At 70.7% G+C, this 16166-nt stretch carries 15 protein-coding genes; 9 read left to right on the top strand and 6 right to left on the bottom strand.

Going from position 1 to position 16166, the window contains the following annotated elements; translation table 11 throughout:
- Positions 1 to 156 precede the first annotated feature (156 nt).
- The 4 genes from tilS to cysS form a co-directional block, all read right to left on the bottom strand.
- A complete protein-coding gene (tilS, locus tag ACKI2N_RS07430) occupies positions 157 to 1599 on the bottom strand; it encodes a tRNA lysidine(34) synthetase TilS (protein WP_420992548.1) in 1443 nt (480 codons plus the stop codon).
- Positions 1565 to 2536: an acetyl-CoA carboxylase carboxyltransferase subunit alpha gene (locus tag ACKI2N_RS07425; RefSeq protein WP_420992549.1), complete on the bottom strand. Its 972-nt coding sequence runs from the start codon at positions 2534 to 2536 to the stop codon at positions 1565 to 1567. The genes tilS and ACKI2N_RS07425 overlap by 35 nt, the downstream gene beginning before the upstream one ends.
- Before the next feature lie 116 nt (positions 2537 to 2652).
- Positions 2653 to 3492, bottom strand: coding sequence for a DNA-3-methyladenine glycosylase family protein (locus ACKI2N_RS07420; RefSeq protein WP_420992550.1), 840 nt, complete (start codon positions 3490 to 3492; stop codon positions 2653 to 2655).
- Complete coding sequence (gene cysS, locus ACKI2N_RS07415) at positions 3489 to 4877, bottom strand: cysteine--tRNA ligase (RefSeq protein WP_420992551.1); 1389 nt, start codon at positions 4875 to 4877, stop codon at positions 3489 to 3491. Before cysS ends, ACKI2N_RS07420 begins: the two co-directional genes overlap by 4 nt.
- 324 nt (positions 4878 to 5201) lie before the next feature.
- Between cysS and ACKI2N_RS07410 the strand changes: the two genes are divergently transcribed.
- The 4 genes from ACKI2N_RS07410 to ACKI2N_RS07395 all read left to right on the top strand — a co-directional run bounded on the left by ACKI2N_RS07410 (position 5202) and on the right by ACKI2N_RS07395 (position 8098).
- Positions 5202 to 5957, top strand: coding sequence for a tetratricopeptide repeat protein (locus ACKI2N_RS07410; RefSeq protein WP_420992552.1), 756 nt, complete (start codon positions 5202 to 5204; stop codon positions 5955 to 5957).
- A gap of 69 nt (positions 5958 to 6026) precedes the next feature.
- Positions 6027 to 6611, top strand: a complete 585-nt coding sequence (locus ACKI2N_RS07405) for a peptidylprolyl isomerase (protein ID WP_420992553.1) — start codon at positions 6027 to 6029, stop codon at positions 6609 to 6611.
- Between the two features lie 101 nt (positions 6612 to 6712).
- Positions 6713 to 7213: a peptidylprolyl isomerase gene (locus ACKI2N_RS07400; protein ID WP_420992554.1), complete on the top strand. Its 501-nt coding sequence runs from the start codon at positions 6713 to 6715 to the stop codon at positions 7211 to 7213.
- Positions 7214 to 7297: 84 nt separating this feature from the next.
- Positions 7298 to 8098, top strand: a complete 801-nt coding sequence (locus tag ACKI2N_RS07395; protein WP_420992555.1) for a UDP-2,3-diacylglucosamine diphosphatase — start codon at positions 7298 to 7300, stop codon at positions 8096 to 8098.
- 30 nt (positions 8099 to 8128) lie between these two features.
- On the opposite strand, the gene cysE is transcribed toward ACKI2N_RS07395, so the two are convergent.
- Positions 8129 to 8872 carry a serine O-acetyltransferase gene (gene cysE, locus ACKI2N_RS07390; protein WP_420992556.1) on the bottom strand — a complete coding sequence of 248 codons (744 nt, stop codon included), beginning with the start codon at positions 8870 to 8872 and terminating at the stop codon, positions 8129 to 8131.
- 285 nt (positions 8873 to 9157) lie between these two features.
- Positions 9158 to 10090, bottom strand: a complete 933-nt coding sequence (locus ACKI2N_RS07385) for an RNA methyltransferase (RefSeq protein ID WP_420992557.1) — start codon at positions 10088 to 10090, stop codon at positions 9158 to 9160.
- A 166-nt stretch (positions 10091 to 10256) separates the two neighbouring features.
- On the opposite strand from ACKI2N_RS07385, the gene ACKI2N_RS07380 reads away from it, so the two are divergent.
- The 5 genes from ACKI2N_RS07380 (at position 10257) to ACKI2N_RS07360 (ending at position 16050) form a co-directional block, all read left to right on the top strand.
- Positions 10257 to 11072: an inositol monophosphatase family protein gene (locus ACKI2N_RS07380; protein ID WP_420992558.1), complete on the top strand. Its 816-nt coding sequence runs from the start codon at positions 10257 to 10259 to the stop codon at positions 11070 to 11072.
- Between the two features lie 245 nt (positions 11073 to 11317).
- The gene (locus ACKI2N_RS07375; RefSeq protein WP_420992559.1) at positions 11318 to 11533 is read left to right on the top strand and encodes a YdcH family protein; all 216 of its coding nucleotides are present in this window, start codon (positions 11318 to 11320) and stop codon (positions 11531 to 11533) included.
- A 43-nt stretch (positions 11534 to 11576) separates the two neighbouring features.
- Positions 11577 to 12011, top strand: a complete 435-nt coding sequence (locus ACKI2N_RS07370) for a universal stress protein (protein ID WP_420992560.1) — start codon at positions 11577 to 11579, stop codon at positions 12009 to 12011.
- Positions 12012 to 12304: 293 nt separating this feature from the next.
- Positions 12305 to 14992 carry a DNA mismatch repair protein MutS gene (mutS, locus tag ACKI2N_RS07365; RefSeq protein WP_420992561.1) on the top strand — a complete coding sequence of 896 codons (2688 nt, stop codon included), beginning with the start codon at positions 12305 to 12307 and terminating at the stop codon, positions 14990 to 14992.
- Complete coding sequence (locus tag ACKI2N_RS07360; protein ID WP_420992562.1) at positions 14989 to 16050, top strand: hypothetical protein; 1062 nt, start codon at positions 14989 to 14991, stop codon at positions 16048 to 16050. Before mutS ends, ACKI2N_RS07360 begins: the two co-directional genes overlap by 4 nt.
- Positions 16051 to 16166: the final 116 nt, after the last annotated feature.

Raw genomic sequence — 16166 nt, 5'->3', positions numbered from 1 at the left:
TGTGCAAAACCTCTGAAAATACACGAAGAGGCCCGCCGAGGCAAGGCGCAGGCGGCCTGGCGGAGCGCCGGCGCATGTGAAGGGAGGTTCGCACTTGCGGCACGAACGCCGCGCCGGATGGCCATCTCGCCGCTGGCCGGCGCGGCCGGGCCCCGTCTATTCACCGGCCGGCCATGCCGACCATTCGATGCGCCAGCGCGGCGCGCCCGGCGCCTGTGGCCACCTGCGATGCATGCCGAGGCCGGCTGCGAACAGCAACTGGTCGCCGGACCACAGCAGCGGCAGGCGCGCGCGCCGCGCAGCCGGCACGCCGGCTTCCTGGTAGGCCTGCTTGAGCGCGCGCGCCGGACCGCCGGGACGCAGCACGATGCGCTCCCCGCCCTGCCGCGCGGCCAGGCGCAGCGGCTGGCGCAACGCGGCCTCCGGCACGCCGAAGGTGTCGTCGCGCGCGAAGCGCAGCTCGCCGCGCCACGATGGCGCGGGCAGGCTCGCCTCGCCGTTCCAGCACAAGGCCAGTTCCCGCACGCAAAGATCCGGCTCGGCCTGGCAGGCCAGCACACGCCCCTGGAAACGCCGCAGCACCAGCGCTTCGTGATGGATGGCCGGCTCGCCGCCGTCGTGCCGGATCAGTTGCGCGCGCATGGCGGACAGCCGCGCCGTGGACGGCGCCCGCGTGCCCAGCTCGCGCAGCCACAGGCGCAGCACGGCGTCGGCCTGCGCGGCGGACAGCGCGCGCAGGCCGGCGAGGTCGAGCTCGGCCACGGTGGCGGCGTCGCGCGGCGGGCGCACCAGCGGCGCCACCCACTCGGTGGCGAGCGCGTCGAGCAGTTCGCTGGCCTGCGCCAGGTGCGCGGCGGCCTGCGCCACGTTGGCGCGCAGCGCCGGGAAGGCCGCGGCCAGCGCCGGCATGTGCTGGCGCAGCGCGTTGCGGGCGAAACGGGGATCGTGGTTGGAGGGATCGTCGATCCACGGCAGCGCGTGGGCGGCGCAATAGGCGTCGATCTCGTCGCGCCCCGCCTCGAGCCAGGGGCGCAGCAGCACGATCTGCCGGTCCGCGCCCATGCGCCGCACGCGCGGCATGCCGCCCAGCCCGGCCAGGCCGCTGCCGCGGAACAGCCGCAGCAGCACGGTCTCGGCCTGGTCGTCCCGATGGTGCGCGAACAGCAGCACGGCGGCGCCGGCCTCGCCGCACATGGCTTCGAGCGCGGCGTAGCGCGCCCGCCGCGCGGCGGCTTCGAGGCCCTCGCCGTGCTGCTGGCCGACCGTGACGCGGCGGCTGAAGAACGGCACCTGCCAGTCGCGGCACAGCGCGGCGCAGAACGCATCCCATTCGTCGGCGGGCGCCTGCAGGCCATGGTGCACGTGCAGCGCCACCACGCGCACCGGCAGCGCGCCGGCGGACACCGCCGCGCGCAGCGCATGCAGCAGCGCGACCGAGTCGCGCCCGCCCGACAGCGCCACCGCCACCGTGCCCGCGCGCGCGCCGCCGGCATCGCCAGAAACAACAAAGGCCGCACCGGCCTGCAGAGCCTGTGCGACCTTGTCGGTCAAGCCGGCGGACGGATCAGCCCGGTGCGCCGGATTCCTTGAACTTGCCATAGCTCAGCAGGCGCTCATGGCGGCGCGCCTGCAGTTCCTTCACGTCCATGCCCTGGAACTGGCGCAGCGAGTCGGCCAGCGAGCGCTTGAGCATGGCGGCCATGCCCTTGGCGTCGCGGTGCGCGCCGCCCAGCGGCTCGCTGACGATCTTGTCGATCAGGCCGAGCGCCTTGAGGCGGTGCGCGGTCAGGCCGAGCGCTTCGGCGGCCTCGGGCGCCTTCTCGGCGGTCTTCCACAGGATGGAGGCGCAGCCTTCGGGCGAGATCACGGCATAGGTGGCGAACTGCAGCATCTGCACCACGTCGCCCACGGCGATCGCCAGCGCGCCGCCGGAGCCGCCTTCGCCGATGATGGTGGCGATCAGGGGCACCTTGAGGCCGGCCATCACATACAGGTTGTGGCCAATGGCCTCGGACTGGCCGCGCTCTTCCGCGTCGATGCCGGGGAATGCGCCCGGGGTATCGACGAAGGTGAAGATCGGCAGGCCGAACTTGTCCGCCAGCTCCATCAGGCGCTTGGCCTTGCGGTAGCCTTCGGGCTTGGACATGCCGAAGTTGCGCAGCGCGCGCTCCTTGGTGTCGCGGCCCTTCTGGTGGCCGATCACCATGCATGCCTGGCCGTTGAAGCGAGCCAGGCCGCCCACGATGGAGAGATCGTCGGCGAACGCGCGGTCGCCGTGCAGCTCGTGGAAATCGGTGAAGATCTCGCGCACGTAGTCCAGCGTGTAGGGACGCTGCGGATGCCGCGCGATCTGCGCCACCTGCCATGGGGTCAGGTTGGCGTAAATGTCCTTGGTCAGCTGCTGGCTCTTGCCGGCCAGCCGCGAGATTTCTTCGGAGATGTCGACAGCCGAATCATCCTGCACGAAACGCAGTTCTTCGATCTTTGCCTCGAGTTCGGCAATGGGCTGTTCAAAATCCAGGAAGGTGGTTTTCATGAGAATCACACGTACCCGTCTGTGAAGGGGCGCATTCTACCGGAATTCGCCCGCTAAACCGCAAGTCTGCGGATGCAGCCTCGCGCACTTCCCTGCAAATTCTGCGCCCTTTCAGGCTAATAGGTCACTGGCAGCGGGTCAAGGCTGCGCCACATGTACCAGGTGGCCACGGTGCGCCACGGCTCCCAGTTGGCGGCCACCTCGCGCGCCTCGCTGCGGGTGACGGGCTCGCCGCTGAAATAGTTGGCCGAGATGGCGTTGATCAGCGCGATGTCGTCGAGCGGCAGCACGTTGGGCCGCATCAGGTTGAACATCAGGAACATCTCGGCGGTCCAGCGGCCGATGCCGCGGATCTGGGTGAGCTCCGCGATGACGGCTTCGTCGTCCATCTCGGCCCAGTTGCCCACGTGCACGCGCCCGGCCTTGAAGTGCTCGGCGAGGTCGACGATGTACTCGGCCTTGCGGCGCGACAGCCCGCAGGCGGCCAGGTTTTCGTGCCCGGCCTTGAGCATCTGCGCCGGGGTCAGCTTGGGACAGAGCGCCGCCAGCCGCTCCCACACGGTCTGCGCGGCCTTGACCGAGATCTGCTGGCCGACCACGGAGCGGGCCAGCGTGATGAACGGGTCGCCGCGCGAGATCAGGTGCGCGGGGCCATAGGTGGGGATCATCTTGCGCAGGATGCGGTCGCGCTTCATCAGGTCGGCGCAGGCTTCGTCCCAGTAGGCGGGACGCACCGCGTCGACCACGGTCTCGACCGGCAGCGGCACCGCCTGCGCTTCCGGCAGCGCGGGCGCCCTGGCGGCGCGCGCGCCGGCCTTGGGTGCCGGCTTCGCCGGCTTGGCGGCGGCCTTGGCCACGCCCGCGGCCTTGGCCGGCCTGGGCGCCGCAGCCTTGCCGGCCGCGGCGGTCTTGGCCGGGGCCGCGGGCGGCGCCGTCTTGCGCACGGCAGCGTTCAAGCGCGCCTCCACTCGGTGACACCGCCCGGCTTGTCTTCGAGGATCACGCCGCCGGCCAGCAGTTCGGCGCGGATGCGGTCGGCCTCGGCGAAATTGCGGCCGGCCTTGGCGTCCTTGCGCGCGGCGATCAGCGCCTCGATCTGTTCCGGCTGCAGGCCGTCGGCGCTCTTGCCGCCTTGCAGGAAGGCGTGCGCGTCGCGCTCGAGCAGCCCCAGCGTGGCGCCCAGGCCCTTGAGCTGGCGCGCCATGCTCGGCGAGCCGGTACGGTTGACCTCGCCGGCCAGGTCGAACAGCACGGCCATGGCGATCGGCGTGTTGAAGTCGTCGCCCATGGCTTCGACGAAGCGTTTCGCGTGGGCCTCTTCCCAGTCGAGCGGCTCGCCGTCGGGCTGCACGTCCTTGAGCGCGGTGTACAGGCGCGTGAGCGAATGGCGGGCGTCGTCGAGATGCGCGTCGCTGTAGTTCAGCGGGCTGCGGTAGTGCGCGCGCAGGATGAAGAAGCGCACCACTTCCGCGTCGTAGGCCTTGAGCACCTCGCGGATGGTGAAGAAGTTGCCGAGCGATTTCGACATCTTCTCGTCGTTGATGCGCACGAAGCCGTTGTGCATCCACAGGTTGACGAAGGTCTTGCCGCTCGCCCCCTCGGACTGCGCGATCTCGTTCTCGTGGTGCGGGAACTGCAGGTCGGCGCCGCCGCCATGGATGTCGAAATGCTCGCCCAGCAAGGCGCAGCTCATGGCCGAGCACTCGATATGCCAGCCCGGGCGGCCCACGCCCCACTTCGACTCCCACTTGCTCTCGGCGGGCTCGCTTTCCTTGGCCGGCTTCCACAGCACGAAGTCCAGCGGGTCGTGCTTGGCCTCGTTGGTGGCCACGCGCTCGCCGGCGCGCAGGTCTTCGAGCGACTTGCCCGACAGGCGGCCGTAGTTCGGGAACTTGCGCACCGCGTAGTTCACGTCGCCGTCGCTGGCCTGGTAGGCCAGCCCGCGCGCCTCGAGCTTGCCGATGATGTCGAGCATCTGCGGCACGTAGTCGGTGGCGCGCGGCTCGTGGTCCGGGCGCTGGATGCCGAGCGCCTCGGCGTCTTCGTGCATGTAGCGGATGAAGCGGTCGGTCAGCGCGCCGATGGTCTCGCCGTTCTCGGCCGCGCGCCGGATGATCTTGTCGTCGATGTCGGTGATGTTCTGCACATACGTCACCTCGTAGCCGGCGGTGCGCAGCCAGCGCTGCACCATGTCGAACACCACCATCACGCGCGCATGGCCGACGTGGCAATAGTCGTACACCGTCATGCCGCAGACGTACATGCGCACGCGGCCGGGTTCGATTGGCACGAAGAGCTGCTTTTCACGCGCGAGCGTGTTGTAGATATTCAGTGGATACATGAAACGAGGTGAATGGAAGAGAAATCCTGCCGGCAGCATGACAGGTTGCGACAGCGACGGCACAACAAGGCACAGCAAACACAGCGAGACGGCCAGGCGACAATCGCGCGGCGTCCCCGTAACGGCAGCGGCAGCGCGACCGGTAACGTCGTCGTGCCATTGTCGCGCCATTCCCAGGTCCGGCGATTTGCGCCCGGGCAAATTCAGACGCGCCCCATATCTTACCGGAAGCGCCCGCCCGCCGTGGCGCGCCCGCAAGCGCCAATCCGCGGCCCGTCCGCCGCGCTTTGCTAGAATGCCGCGGAGTATAACGGACGCCCTTACATGAGCCTGTTCCTGCCCACCTTGAAAACCGCTTCACCCAAGCCCGCGCGCCGACGCGCCGCGGCCGCATCGATCGGCCTGGCGGCAATGCTGGCGGGCCTGCTTGCGGCAGCGCCCGCCGGCGCGCAGCACGGGCCGCTCTCGCTGCCGGCTCCGGTCACGCCGCCCGGCGGCGTGCGCTCGGCGGACCCGGGCATGGCCGCGGCGGAAAAGGCGGCGGCGCAGAAACAGTACGACGAGGCCATCAGCGGTTTCGACCGCGTGCTGGCCACCAACCCGCGCAATGCGCAGGCGCGCTTCGAGCGGGCCTGGGCGCTGGCCCAGGCCGGTCGCGAGGACGATGCCATTGCCGCGCTGACCTCGATGGCCCAGGATTTCCCCGAGCTGCCCGAGCCGCACAACAACCTGGCGCTGCTGTACGCCAAGCGCGGCGACCTCAAGCGCGCCGAGGCGGAATTGCTGGTCGCGGTCGATGTCAAACCCGATTTCTCGGTCGGCTACGCCAATCTCGGCGACGTGTACCGCCGCCTGGCCGAGAACGCCTACCGCGACGCGCTGCGCCGCAACCCGAAGGACGCGGTGGCCCTGGCCGGCCTCAGGCAACTGGCGCCCGCCCCGGCCACGCCGGCACCGGCGCCGGCCGCCGCGGGAGCACGGCGCAAGCCGGCCGCCGGCGCTGCCACGGCGGCCACCGCGGCTGAAGAGGCGCGCGCGCGCGGCGCCGCCAGCGAGGCCGCTGCCGAACCCGCGCGCTAGCGCCTTGCCCGGCCGGCGTGGCGGCAGTGCCGCCTCGCCCCTTATGTTTCCCGACACACGGAGTCAAGCATGATTTTTTCGCGTCGCCTCGTCCTTGCCAGCCTGTTCGCCGGCGCCCTGGCGCTGTCGCCGCTGGCAGCGCAGGCCCAGCAGACCAAGACCGAACGGGTGCAGTTCGTCACCAGTGCCGGCAAGTTCACGATCGAGGTCTATCCGGACGCCGCGCCCAAGACCGTGGCGAACTTCCTGGAGTACGTCAGGAGCGGCTTCTACAGCGGCACCATCTTCCACCGCGTCATCAACGGCTTCATGGTGCAGGGCGGCGGCTTCGACCGCGACATGAAGCAAAAACCCACGCGCGCGGCGATCCCGCTGGAAGCGCAGAACGGGCTGAAGAACAAGGCCGGCACGGTGGCCATGGCGCGCACCAGCGATCCGAATTCGGCCACCGCACAGTTCTTCATCAATGTGGTGGATAATTCCAGCCTCGACTATCCGCAGCCGGACGGCAACGGCTATGCCGTGTTCGGCAAGGTGGTGGAAGGCATGGATACCGTCGACAAGATCAAGGGCGCGCCTACCACGTCATATGGCCCGCTGCACAACGTGCCGGCCGCGCCGATCGTCATCGAGTCCGCCACCATCGTCAAGTAAGGCGGCCGCCGGAGCGCCATCGGGCCCGCCGTCACGCTCGCCATTACGACCGTCACCACGCCGAACAACAGCCAGGCAATCACCGAACAGAGGAACGCAACATGTCCAAGGTAGAACTCCACACCAACCAGGGTGTCATCACCATCGAACTCGACGCCGACAAGGCGCCGAAGTCGGTCGAGAATTTCCTGTCGTACGTGCGCAAGGGCCACTACGACAACACCATCTTCCACCGCGTGATCAAGAACTTCATGATCCAGGGCGGCGGTTTCGAACCCGGCATGAAGCAAAAGGGCACCGATGCCCCGATCGAGAACGAAGCCGGCAACGGCCTCAAGAACGACCGCTACACGGTGGCCATGGCCCGCACCAACGCGCCCCACTCGGCCACCGCGCAGTTCTTCATCAACACGGTCGACAATGATTTCCTCAACTTCACCTCGCCGACCCCGCAAGGCTTCGGTTATGCCGTGTTCGGCAAGGTGACCGAGGGCGCCGACGTGGTCGAGAAGATCAAGGGCGTGCGCACCGGCAGCGCCGGCTTCCACCAGGACGTGCCGCTGGAAGACGTGGTCATCGAAAAGGCCGTGGTGGTCGAATAACCCCGCGGCGCCCCGGCGGGACGCCCCGCCGGGCCTCGCCGGGGCGCGGCATGAGATGTCATGCCGGAATCTCTTTGCACACACATGACCGTGACCCCTCCCGCGCCGGCTGACGGCACCCTCGCGGTGCCGGCGCCGGCGTGGTTCATTTCCGACCTGCACCTCGCGCCCGGCATGCCGCGCACGCTGGCATCGTTCGAGCGCGTGCTCGACCGCGCGGCCGTGCAGGCGCGCGCGCTGTTCATCCTGGGCGACTTCTTCGAATTCTGGGTGGGCGACGAGGAGACCGACAGCCCGTTCGCGGCGCAGGTCGCGGCCAGGCTGCGCGAGCTGGCCCGCTACGGCGTGCAGGTGTACCTGATGCACGGCAACCGCGATTTCCTGCTGGGCGAGCGCTTCGCGCGCGCCGCCGGCGCCACGCTGCTGCCCGACCCGACCGTGATCGACTGCGCCGGCCAGCGCGTGGCGCTCAGCCACGGCGACATGCTGTGCACCGGCGACGCGCGCTACATGCGCTTTCGCCGCTGGACCCGCAAGGGCTGGGTGCAGCGCGCCTTCCTGGCGCTGCCGCTGGCGCTGCGCCTGCGCGTGGCGCGCCGGCTGCGCGCCGACAGCGAAGCCGGCCGCGCCGGCCAGGCGCGCCGCGACGCTCCGCCCGACTACGGCGACACCACGCCGCAGGCCGTGGCCGCGCTGCTGCGCGCGAGCCGCGCGCCGGTGCTGGTGCATGGCCACACCCACCGCCCCGCGCGCCACGAAAGCGCCGAAGGCGTGCGCTGGGTGCTGACCGACTGGGACCTGGACGGCAAGCGTCCGCGCGCGGCGGTGCTGCAGCTCGACGCCGACGGCTTCAGCGTGCTGCCCGTGCTGCCGCAGGCGGACTGAGCCGCGGCGCGGGCCCGCCCGCCATCACTTTCACTTCATCAGCTTGCGCAGTTCGCTGGCATCGAAACGGTCGTTCGGCGTGTTCTCGAGATGCTCGCCGAGCCGGTCCAGCGCCGCCATCACGATTTCCAGCCGCTCGTGCTGCTGCGCGGCGTTGTCGATCAGGCTCTTGAGCGCCAGCGAGACCGGATCGTCCGCGTTGGGCGTGATGCCGTAGGCCGAGAACTCCTGCTTGGCGCCCTGCTGCGCGCCGGGCGCGTCCGGCAGGATGATGCGCGCCGGCACGCCGACCGCGGTGGCGCCCGGCGGCACCGGCTTGAGCACCACGGCGTTGGAGCCGATGCGCGCGCCCTCGCCGATGGTATAGCCGCCCAGCACCTTGGCGCCGGCGCTGACCACCACGCCCGCGCCCAGCGTGGGATGCCGCTTCTGCCCCTTGTAGAGCGAAGTGCCGCCCAGCGTCACGCCCTGGTAGATGGTGCAGTCGTCACCGATCTCGGCGGTCTCGCCCACCACCACGCCCATGCCGTGGTCGATGAACACGCGCCGCCCCACCTTGGCGCCCGGGTGGATCTCGATCCCGGTGAGAAAGCGCGACCAGTGCGAAATCCAGCGGCCCAGCCAGTGGAAGCCCGCGTTCCAGCAGGCGTGCGCTAAGCGATGGAACACCACGGCATGCAGGCCGGGATAGCAGGTCAGCACCTCGAGACGGCTGCGCGCGGCGGGATCGCGCCGCATGATGGCGTCGATATCTTCCTTCAGACGAGAGAACATCGTGGTCGTGTCGTGTTGCCCTGCCGTGCGCCGCGCGCCCCGGCTCGGCAGGGTGGAAACGCGGGTCGCCGGCAGGGTCGTTGGCCGGTGGGAACGGAGCAGGGAGTGTAAGAGATTTGGTGCCCTGCTGCCGTCATGGACATTGACTGCGCATGCGCCGCCCTGCCCGCGCCAGCGCGCGGACGCCGGCGGCGCCGGCCGTCAACATCGTGCGGGCGCGTGGGTCGGGCCGGGTATCGATCCGGTCGCGTGGACCGCGCCGAAGGCAGGAATCTGCACCACCGTTTACGTCTCCTGTTTGCCCTGCGCCCGGGGGGAGCCAGGGGCCTCGCCCCGCGCGGCCAGCAGCATGTGCTTGGCGATGCCGCGCAGGATGTTCACTTCTTCCCGTTCCAGCCCGCTGCGCGCCAGCAGCCGGCGCAGGCGCGGCATCAGCTTCTTGGGCATGGCGGGGTCGAGGAAACCGATCGCCTCGAGCCCCGTCTGCAGGTGGCCGAACATGGCCTCGACCTGCTCCGCGGTGGCCGGTTCGCCAGCATAGCCGATCTCCGCCTGCGGCGTGGCGCGCGGCTCCAGCAGGGCCAGGCGCATTTCATAGGCGACCAGTTGCACGGCCTGGGCCAGGTTGAGCGAGGTATAGGCCGGGTTGGCCGGGATATGCGTGACCGCCGAGCAGCGGTCCACGGCCTCGTTGGGCAGGCCGAAGCGCTCGTTGCCGAACACGAAGGCCACATGGGCGCCGGCCGGCGGCTCGCCGGGCGTGGCGGCCAGGCGCGCGGCGACGCGGCCGGCGGCTTGCGCGGTGGCATCGCGCGGCAGCAGGCGCGGCGGCCCGAACTCGCGCTGGCGCGCGGTCAGCGCCACCGCGTAGGCGGTGCCGGCCAGCGCGCGCTCGATGTCGTCCACGATCACCGCGGCGGCCAGCACGTCGTCGGCGCCGCTGGCCATGGCCACCGCCTCCGGATGCGAGCGCACTTCCGGCTCGCGCGGCGCGACCAGCACCAGGCTGCCCGGCGCGGCGCCGAAGCCCATCGTCTTGATGGCCCGCGCGACCGCGCCCACGTTGCCGGGATGGCTGGTCTCCACCAGCACGAAACGCACGGCGGCGAAGGGCGCGGCGGCGAAGGCCCCGGGTGCGTGGCGCGCCGTGTCCGCCGCCGGGCGCGGCGTGGCGGCGGCATCGCCGGCGGCGGCACTCGTCTGGTTCAGCGGGTTCATATACAATCCAAGCTTCATCTTCGGTGCGCCGCCCGTTTCGCTCGCTTCAAGCCAAGGCGACGCGCCCGTTCTTCTACAATTCGTTGTGTTGTCAGCCGCCCCCGGAGGGCAGCGCGCCGGCCTTTTTGCGCCGGATGGCGCACTCCTGGCCGGCCTGGAGAGATTCATGCATCCGATGCTCAATATCGCCGTCAAGGCGGCCCGCAAGGCAGGTTCCGTAATCAACCGCGCGTCGATGGACGTCGACCGGGTCCATGTCTCCCGCAAGCAGCACAACGATTTCGTCACCGAAGTCGACCGCGCCGCCGAGGCCGCGATCATCGAGATCATCCACACGGCCTACCCGGAACACGCCATTCTAGCGGAAGAGTCCGGCCAGTCCTGGGCCGAGGGCGAGGAAGCCGGCGAATACACCTGGGTCATCGACCCGCTCGACGGCACCACCAACTTCATCCACGGCTTTCCCCAGTATTGCGTCTCCATCGCCCAGCTGCACAAGGGCGTGCCGGTCCAGGCCGTGGTCTACGACCCCACGCGTGACGAACTCTTCACCGCCAGCAAGGGTGCCGGCGCCTTCCTGAACAACCGCCGCATCCGTGTCTCGCGCCGCGACAAGCTGGCCGACTGCCTGCTCGGCACCGGCTTCCCGTACCGCGACATGGCCGGCCTCGACCAGTACATGGAACTGTTCGCGCTGATGACGCAGAACTGCGCCGGCCTGCGCCGCCCGGGCGCCGCCGCGCTGGACCTGGCCTACGTGGCCTGCGGCCGCACCGACGGCTTCTTCGAGCAGGGCCTCAAGCCCTGGGACATGGCCGCCGGCATGCTGCTGGTGACCGAGGCCGGCGGCCTGACCGGCAACTACGCCGGCGAAGCGCGCCAGCTCGAGCAAGGCGAAATCCTGGCCGGCAACCCCAAGGCCTTCGCGCAGATGGTGCGCCTGCTGTCGCCGTTCTCCGCCGACAACGACAAGGCGGCCTGAGTCCGCGCCTGCCGCCCCGCGCACCGCAGGCACTGTGCCGGCGCAGTGCCTGCCTGAACGCCCGCCCGTCGCAAGGCGGGCGTTTTCGTTTGCGCGAGGCGTCCCGTGCGCCTGATCCATATCAAGGCCCGCCGCCCCCGCCCGCTCCACAATGAAGGCATGCGCTGCCGGCGCCGCGCGACCTGCGTTCCCCGCAGGCCGCCGCGCGGCCCGGCACGCGACGATCGCCACTTCAAGGAGCCCGCATGTTTCCCGAATTCCGCGAACTGATTTCCGTGCTCAAGGCACAGGACGCGCGTTTCGCCAGGCTGTTCCATCGCCACAACGAGATGGACCAGGAAATCAAGAACATGGAGGCCGGGCTGGTGCCGGCCGACAGCGTGGCCATCGAGACCCTCAAGAAGGAAAAGCTCAAGCTCAAGGACGAGCTCTACGTCATCCTGCGCAAGGCTGCCGCCTGAAGCGCCGGCCCCTCCCCCCGCCCGCCCCAACCCACATACGCCCATGTTCAAGCACATCCTCCTCCCCATCGACGGCTCCGAGCTTTCTCAGAAGGCCGTCGGCGCCGCCATCGAGTTCGCCCGCGCCACCGGCGCCAGGCTGACCGCCTACATGTGCCTGGAGGAATATCCGTTCCTGCCGACCAGCGACGCCACCCACGAAAAGCGCTCGGTGTTCGAGCAGCGCGTCGAGGCCGCCGCGCGCGCCGAGCTGGCGCGCATCGAAGCGGCGGCGGCGCTGGCCGGCGTGCCGTGCCACGCCGCCACCTCGGTCTCCGCGGCGCCGTACCGCGGCATCATCGCCACCGCCACCGAGCAGGGCTGCGACGTGATCTTCATGGCATCGCACGGCCGCAGCGGCATCGGCGGCCTGCTGCTGGGCAGCGAGACGCAGAAGGTGCTCACGCACAGCACGATCCCCGTGCTGGTGTTCCGCTAGGCGCCGCGCAGGCCGCCATCTCCGCGCCCGGCGCCGCCGGGCGCCCTCACCCGCGTGCCCGGCGGTCCCGCCGGGCCGCGCGCGGCCCCCAGCGCCGGCGGCCGGTGCTGTACCATATCGCCCATCTTCCGAAATACCCCCTTGCGTCCCGAGGCAGGCCCCTCGCGCGGCCGGATTTTTCCGGCGCGCCCGCGCCACGCGCCATGTGCGCCGATCGGGCCGGCAAGGCGATGGCAAGCACAGGGACGCCGAGCAGGTGGCGGCATCCTCTGTGCCAAACAGGTTTAATGGCAATGGGATTGCAGAAAAAGACGGACCCGGATCAGGCGGCGGCGGAAACCTCCGGCACCAAGCACACGCCGATGATGCAGCAGTACCTGCGCATCAAGGCCGACCACCCGGACACCTTGCTGTTCTACCGGATGGGCGACTTCTACGAGCTCTTCCATGACGACGCGGAGAAAGCGGCGCGGCTGCTGGACATCACGCTGACCGCGCGCGGCGCCTCCAACGGCGTGCCGATCCGCATGGCCGGCATTCCGTTCCACTCGGTGGACCAGTACCTCGCGCGGCTGGTCAAGCTCGGCGAATCGGTGGCGATCTGCGAGCAGATCGGCGACCCCGCCGCCAGCAAGGGGCCGGTGGAGCGCAAGGTGGTGCGCATCGTCACCCCCGGCACGCTGACCGATGCGGCGCTGCTGCCGGACAAGGCCGATACCTTCCTGATGGCGGTGCACCAGCACACCACGCGCCGCGGCGTGAGCAAGATGGGGCTGGCCTGGCTCAACCTCGCCAGTGGCGAGCTGCGCCTGATGGAATGCGAAGTGGCGCAGCTTGGCCGCGAGCTGGAGCGCATCCGCCCGGCCGAGCTGCTGTTCGCCGACGGCATCGAGCTGCCGGCGCTGGCCTGCGCGCGCACGCGCCTGCCGGAATGGCACTTCGACCAGGAGGCCGGCACGCGCCGCCTGCGCGAGCAGCTCGGCGTGGCCAGCCTGGACCCGTTCGGCTGCGCCGGGCTGGGCGCGGCGCTGGGCGCCGTGGGCGCGCTGCTGAACTACGCCGCTTCCACGCAGGGCCAGTCGCTGCGCCACGTGCAGGGCGTGACGGTGGAGCGCGAATCGGAATTCGTCGGCCTGGACACCGCCACGCGCCGCAACCTGGAGCTGACCGAGGCCCTGCGTGGCGGCGAGTCGCCGACGCTGTTCTCGCTGCTGGACACCTGCGCCACCACCATGGGCAGCCGCCTGCTGCGCCACTGGCTGCACCACCCGCTGCGCGACCGCGCGCTGCCGCAGGCGCGCCAGCAGGCCATCGGCGCGCTGCTGGAGCAAGGCATCGAGCCGCTGCGCGCGGCGCTGCGCCGGCTGTCCGACGTGGAACGCATCACCGCGCGCCTGGCGCTGCTCAACGCGCGCCCGCGCGACCTGTCCTCGCTGCGCGACACGCTGGCCGCCCTGCCCGACGTGCAGGCCTGCGTGCGGCCCGGCGAGGCGGCCCCGCTGCTGAACCAGACCGTGGCCGAACTGGCCGTGCCGCAGGACTGCCAGGCGCTGCTGATCGCGGCGGTGGCGCCCGAGCCGGCCAGCGTGGTGCGCGACGGCGGCGTGATCGCGCGCGGCTTCGACGCCGAGCTCGACGAACTGCGCGACATCTCCGAGAACTGCGGCCAGTTCCTGGTCGACCTGGAGACCCGCGAGCGCACCCGCACCGGCATCGCCAACCTGCGCGTGGAATACAACCGCGTGCACGGCTTCTACATCGAGGTGACCAACGGCCAGGCCGACAAGGTCCCCGACGACTACCGCCGCCGCCAGACGCTCAAGAACGCCGAGCGCTACATCACGCCCGAGCTCAAGGCCTTCGAGGACAAGGCGCTGTCGGCGCAGGACCGCGCGCTGGCGCGCGAGAAGCAGCTCTACGACGCGCTGCTGCAGCAACTGCTGCCGCATATCGGCGAGCTGCAGCGCGTGGCCGGCGCGCTGGCCCGGCTGGACGTGCTGGCGGCGCTGGCTGAGCGCGCGCAGACGCTGGACTGGACCCAGCCCGAGCGCGTCGACGAGAACGCCATCGACATCGTGCAGGGCCGCCATCCGGTGGTGGAAGGCCAGCTCGCCGCCGAGTCGGTGCCGTTCATCGCCAACGACTGCCAGCTCACCGAGGCGCGCAAGCTGCTGCTGATCACCGGCCCGAACATGGGCGGCAAGTCGACCTTCATGCGCCAGACCGCGCTGATCGTGCTGCTGGCCTGCGTGGGCGCCTACGTGCCGGCGCGGCGCGCGGTGATCGGCCCGATCGACCGCATCTTCACCCGCATCGGCGCGGCCGACGACCTCGCCGGCGGGCGCTCCACCTTCATGGTGGAAATGACCGAGGCCGCCGGCATCCTGCACAACGCCACCCCGGCCAGCCTGGTGCTGATGGACGAGATCGGCCGCGGTACCTCGACCTTCGACGGCCTGGCGCTGGCGTGGGCCATCGCGCGCCACCTGCTGGCGCACAACCGCAGCCATACGCTGTTCGCCACGCACTACTTCGAGCTGACGCAACTGCCGCAGGAATTCACGCAGGCGGCCAACGTGCACCTCTCGGCGGTGGAGCACGGCGACGGCATCGTGTTCCTGCACGCCGTGCAGGACGGCCCGGCCAGCCAGAGCTACGGCCTGCAGGTGGCGCAGCTGGCGGGCGTGCCGCAGCCGGTGATCCGCGCCGCGCGCAAGCACCTGGCGTGGCTGGAGCAGCAGTCGGCCGACGCCACGCCCACGCCGCAGCTCGACCTGTTCGCCGCGCCGCCCGCGCCGGAGGATGACGAAGACGACTACGCGGAGCCCGCCGGCGCGCCCGGCGGCGGCCTGTCGCCGGAGCAGTCCGCGCTGCTCGACGCCGTCGGCGAGCTCGACCCGGACAGCCTGACCCCGCGCGAGGCGCTCGACGCGCTGTACCGGCTGCGGGCGCTGGCCAGGGATGCGGTAGCCACGGCATGACGCCGACCGGGCCGGGCAGCCGCGCCAGGCTGGCACGCCCGCTCGCACGCGCGGCGCGCGGCGCCATGCTGGGCATGGCGCTGGCCCTGCCCGTGCTGCACGCGCAGGCGGCGCCCCGGCGCGCCGCCGCGCCGGCCGCCGAAACCGTGCGCCTGGCGCTGCTCGCCGACCAGCCGCAGTGGCCGTCCGCCGAGGCGGGCACCGCGCGCCTGCTCGACTATGCCGCCACGCGCCGGCTCGATTTCGTGGTGCACCTGGGCGGCATCAAGGGCGATACCGAATCCTGCGGCGACGCCCTGCTCGCGGCGCGCCAGCGCCTGCTCGACCAGTCGCCGCTGCCGCTGGTCTACCTGCCCGGCGAAACCGACTGGGCGGAATGCCATAGCGCCGTGAACGGCCATTTCGACGCGGTGGAGCGCCTGAACCGGGTGCGCGAGCTGTTCTTCCCCGACGACGCCACGCTGGGCCAGCGCACGGTGCCGCTGATGCGGCAGTCCGACCAGGCCACCTTCCGCAGCTACCGCGAAAACGTGCGCTGGAGCGCCGGCGGCGTGCTGCTGATGACGCTGAACCTGCCCGGCGACAACAATCACTATCTGTCCGAAGGCGGCCGCAACGGCGAGTTCGAGGACCGCCGCGAGGCCAACCGCCAGTGGCTGGCGCGCGCCTTCTCGCTGGCCCAGCAGCAGGGCCTGCCCGGCATCGTGGTGCTGATCCACGCCGACCCGCAGTTCGGCAACGGCTGGGAGCAGCGCGGCAATCCTTCGCTGTTCGACGGCTTCCTGCGCCGCCGCACGCGCGACGGCTACCTGGAGTTCAAGCGCCAGCTGCGCGAGCTGGCCGCGCGCTACCGCGGCCAGGTGCTGCTGGTGCATACCGGCCTGGGCGGCTTCGGCATCGACACGCCGCTCAAGGATGCCGGCGGCAAGATCCTGCGCAACGTCACCCGCGTGGTGCTGCCCGCCGGCACGCCCCGGCAGTACGCCGAGCTGGCGATCACGCCGGGCTCGCCGAAGCCGTTCGAGGTGACGCTCAGGGACGGGCCGGAGACGGACTGAGCGCGGAATGCGGAGGGATGAAGGGGCCCCGATGAGGGCAGTCCCGAGACGGCAGCCCCGAGAAGGCCTTCCCGAGAAGGCCTTCCCGAGAAGGCCGTCCGTTAACGGGAAAAGCC

The organism is Cupriavidus sp. 30B13 (genome assembly GCF_049059565.2).
In the GTDB taxonomy this organism is placed as follows: Bacteria; Pseudomonadota; Gammaproteobacteria; order Burkholderiales; family Burkholderiaceae; genus Cupriavidus.
The sequence above is the reverse complement of the archived record's forward strand: the minus strand, read 5'-3'. Positions and strand labels throughout refer to the sequence as shown.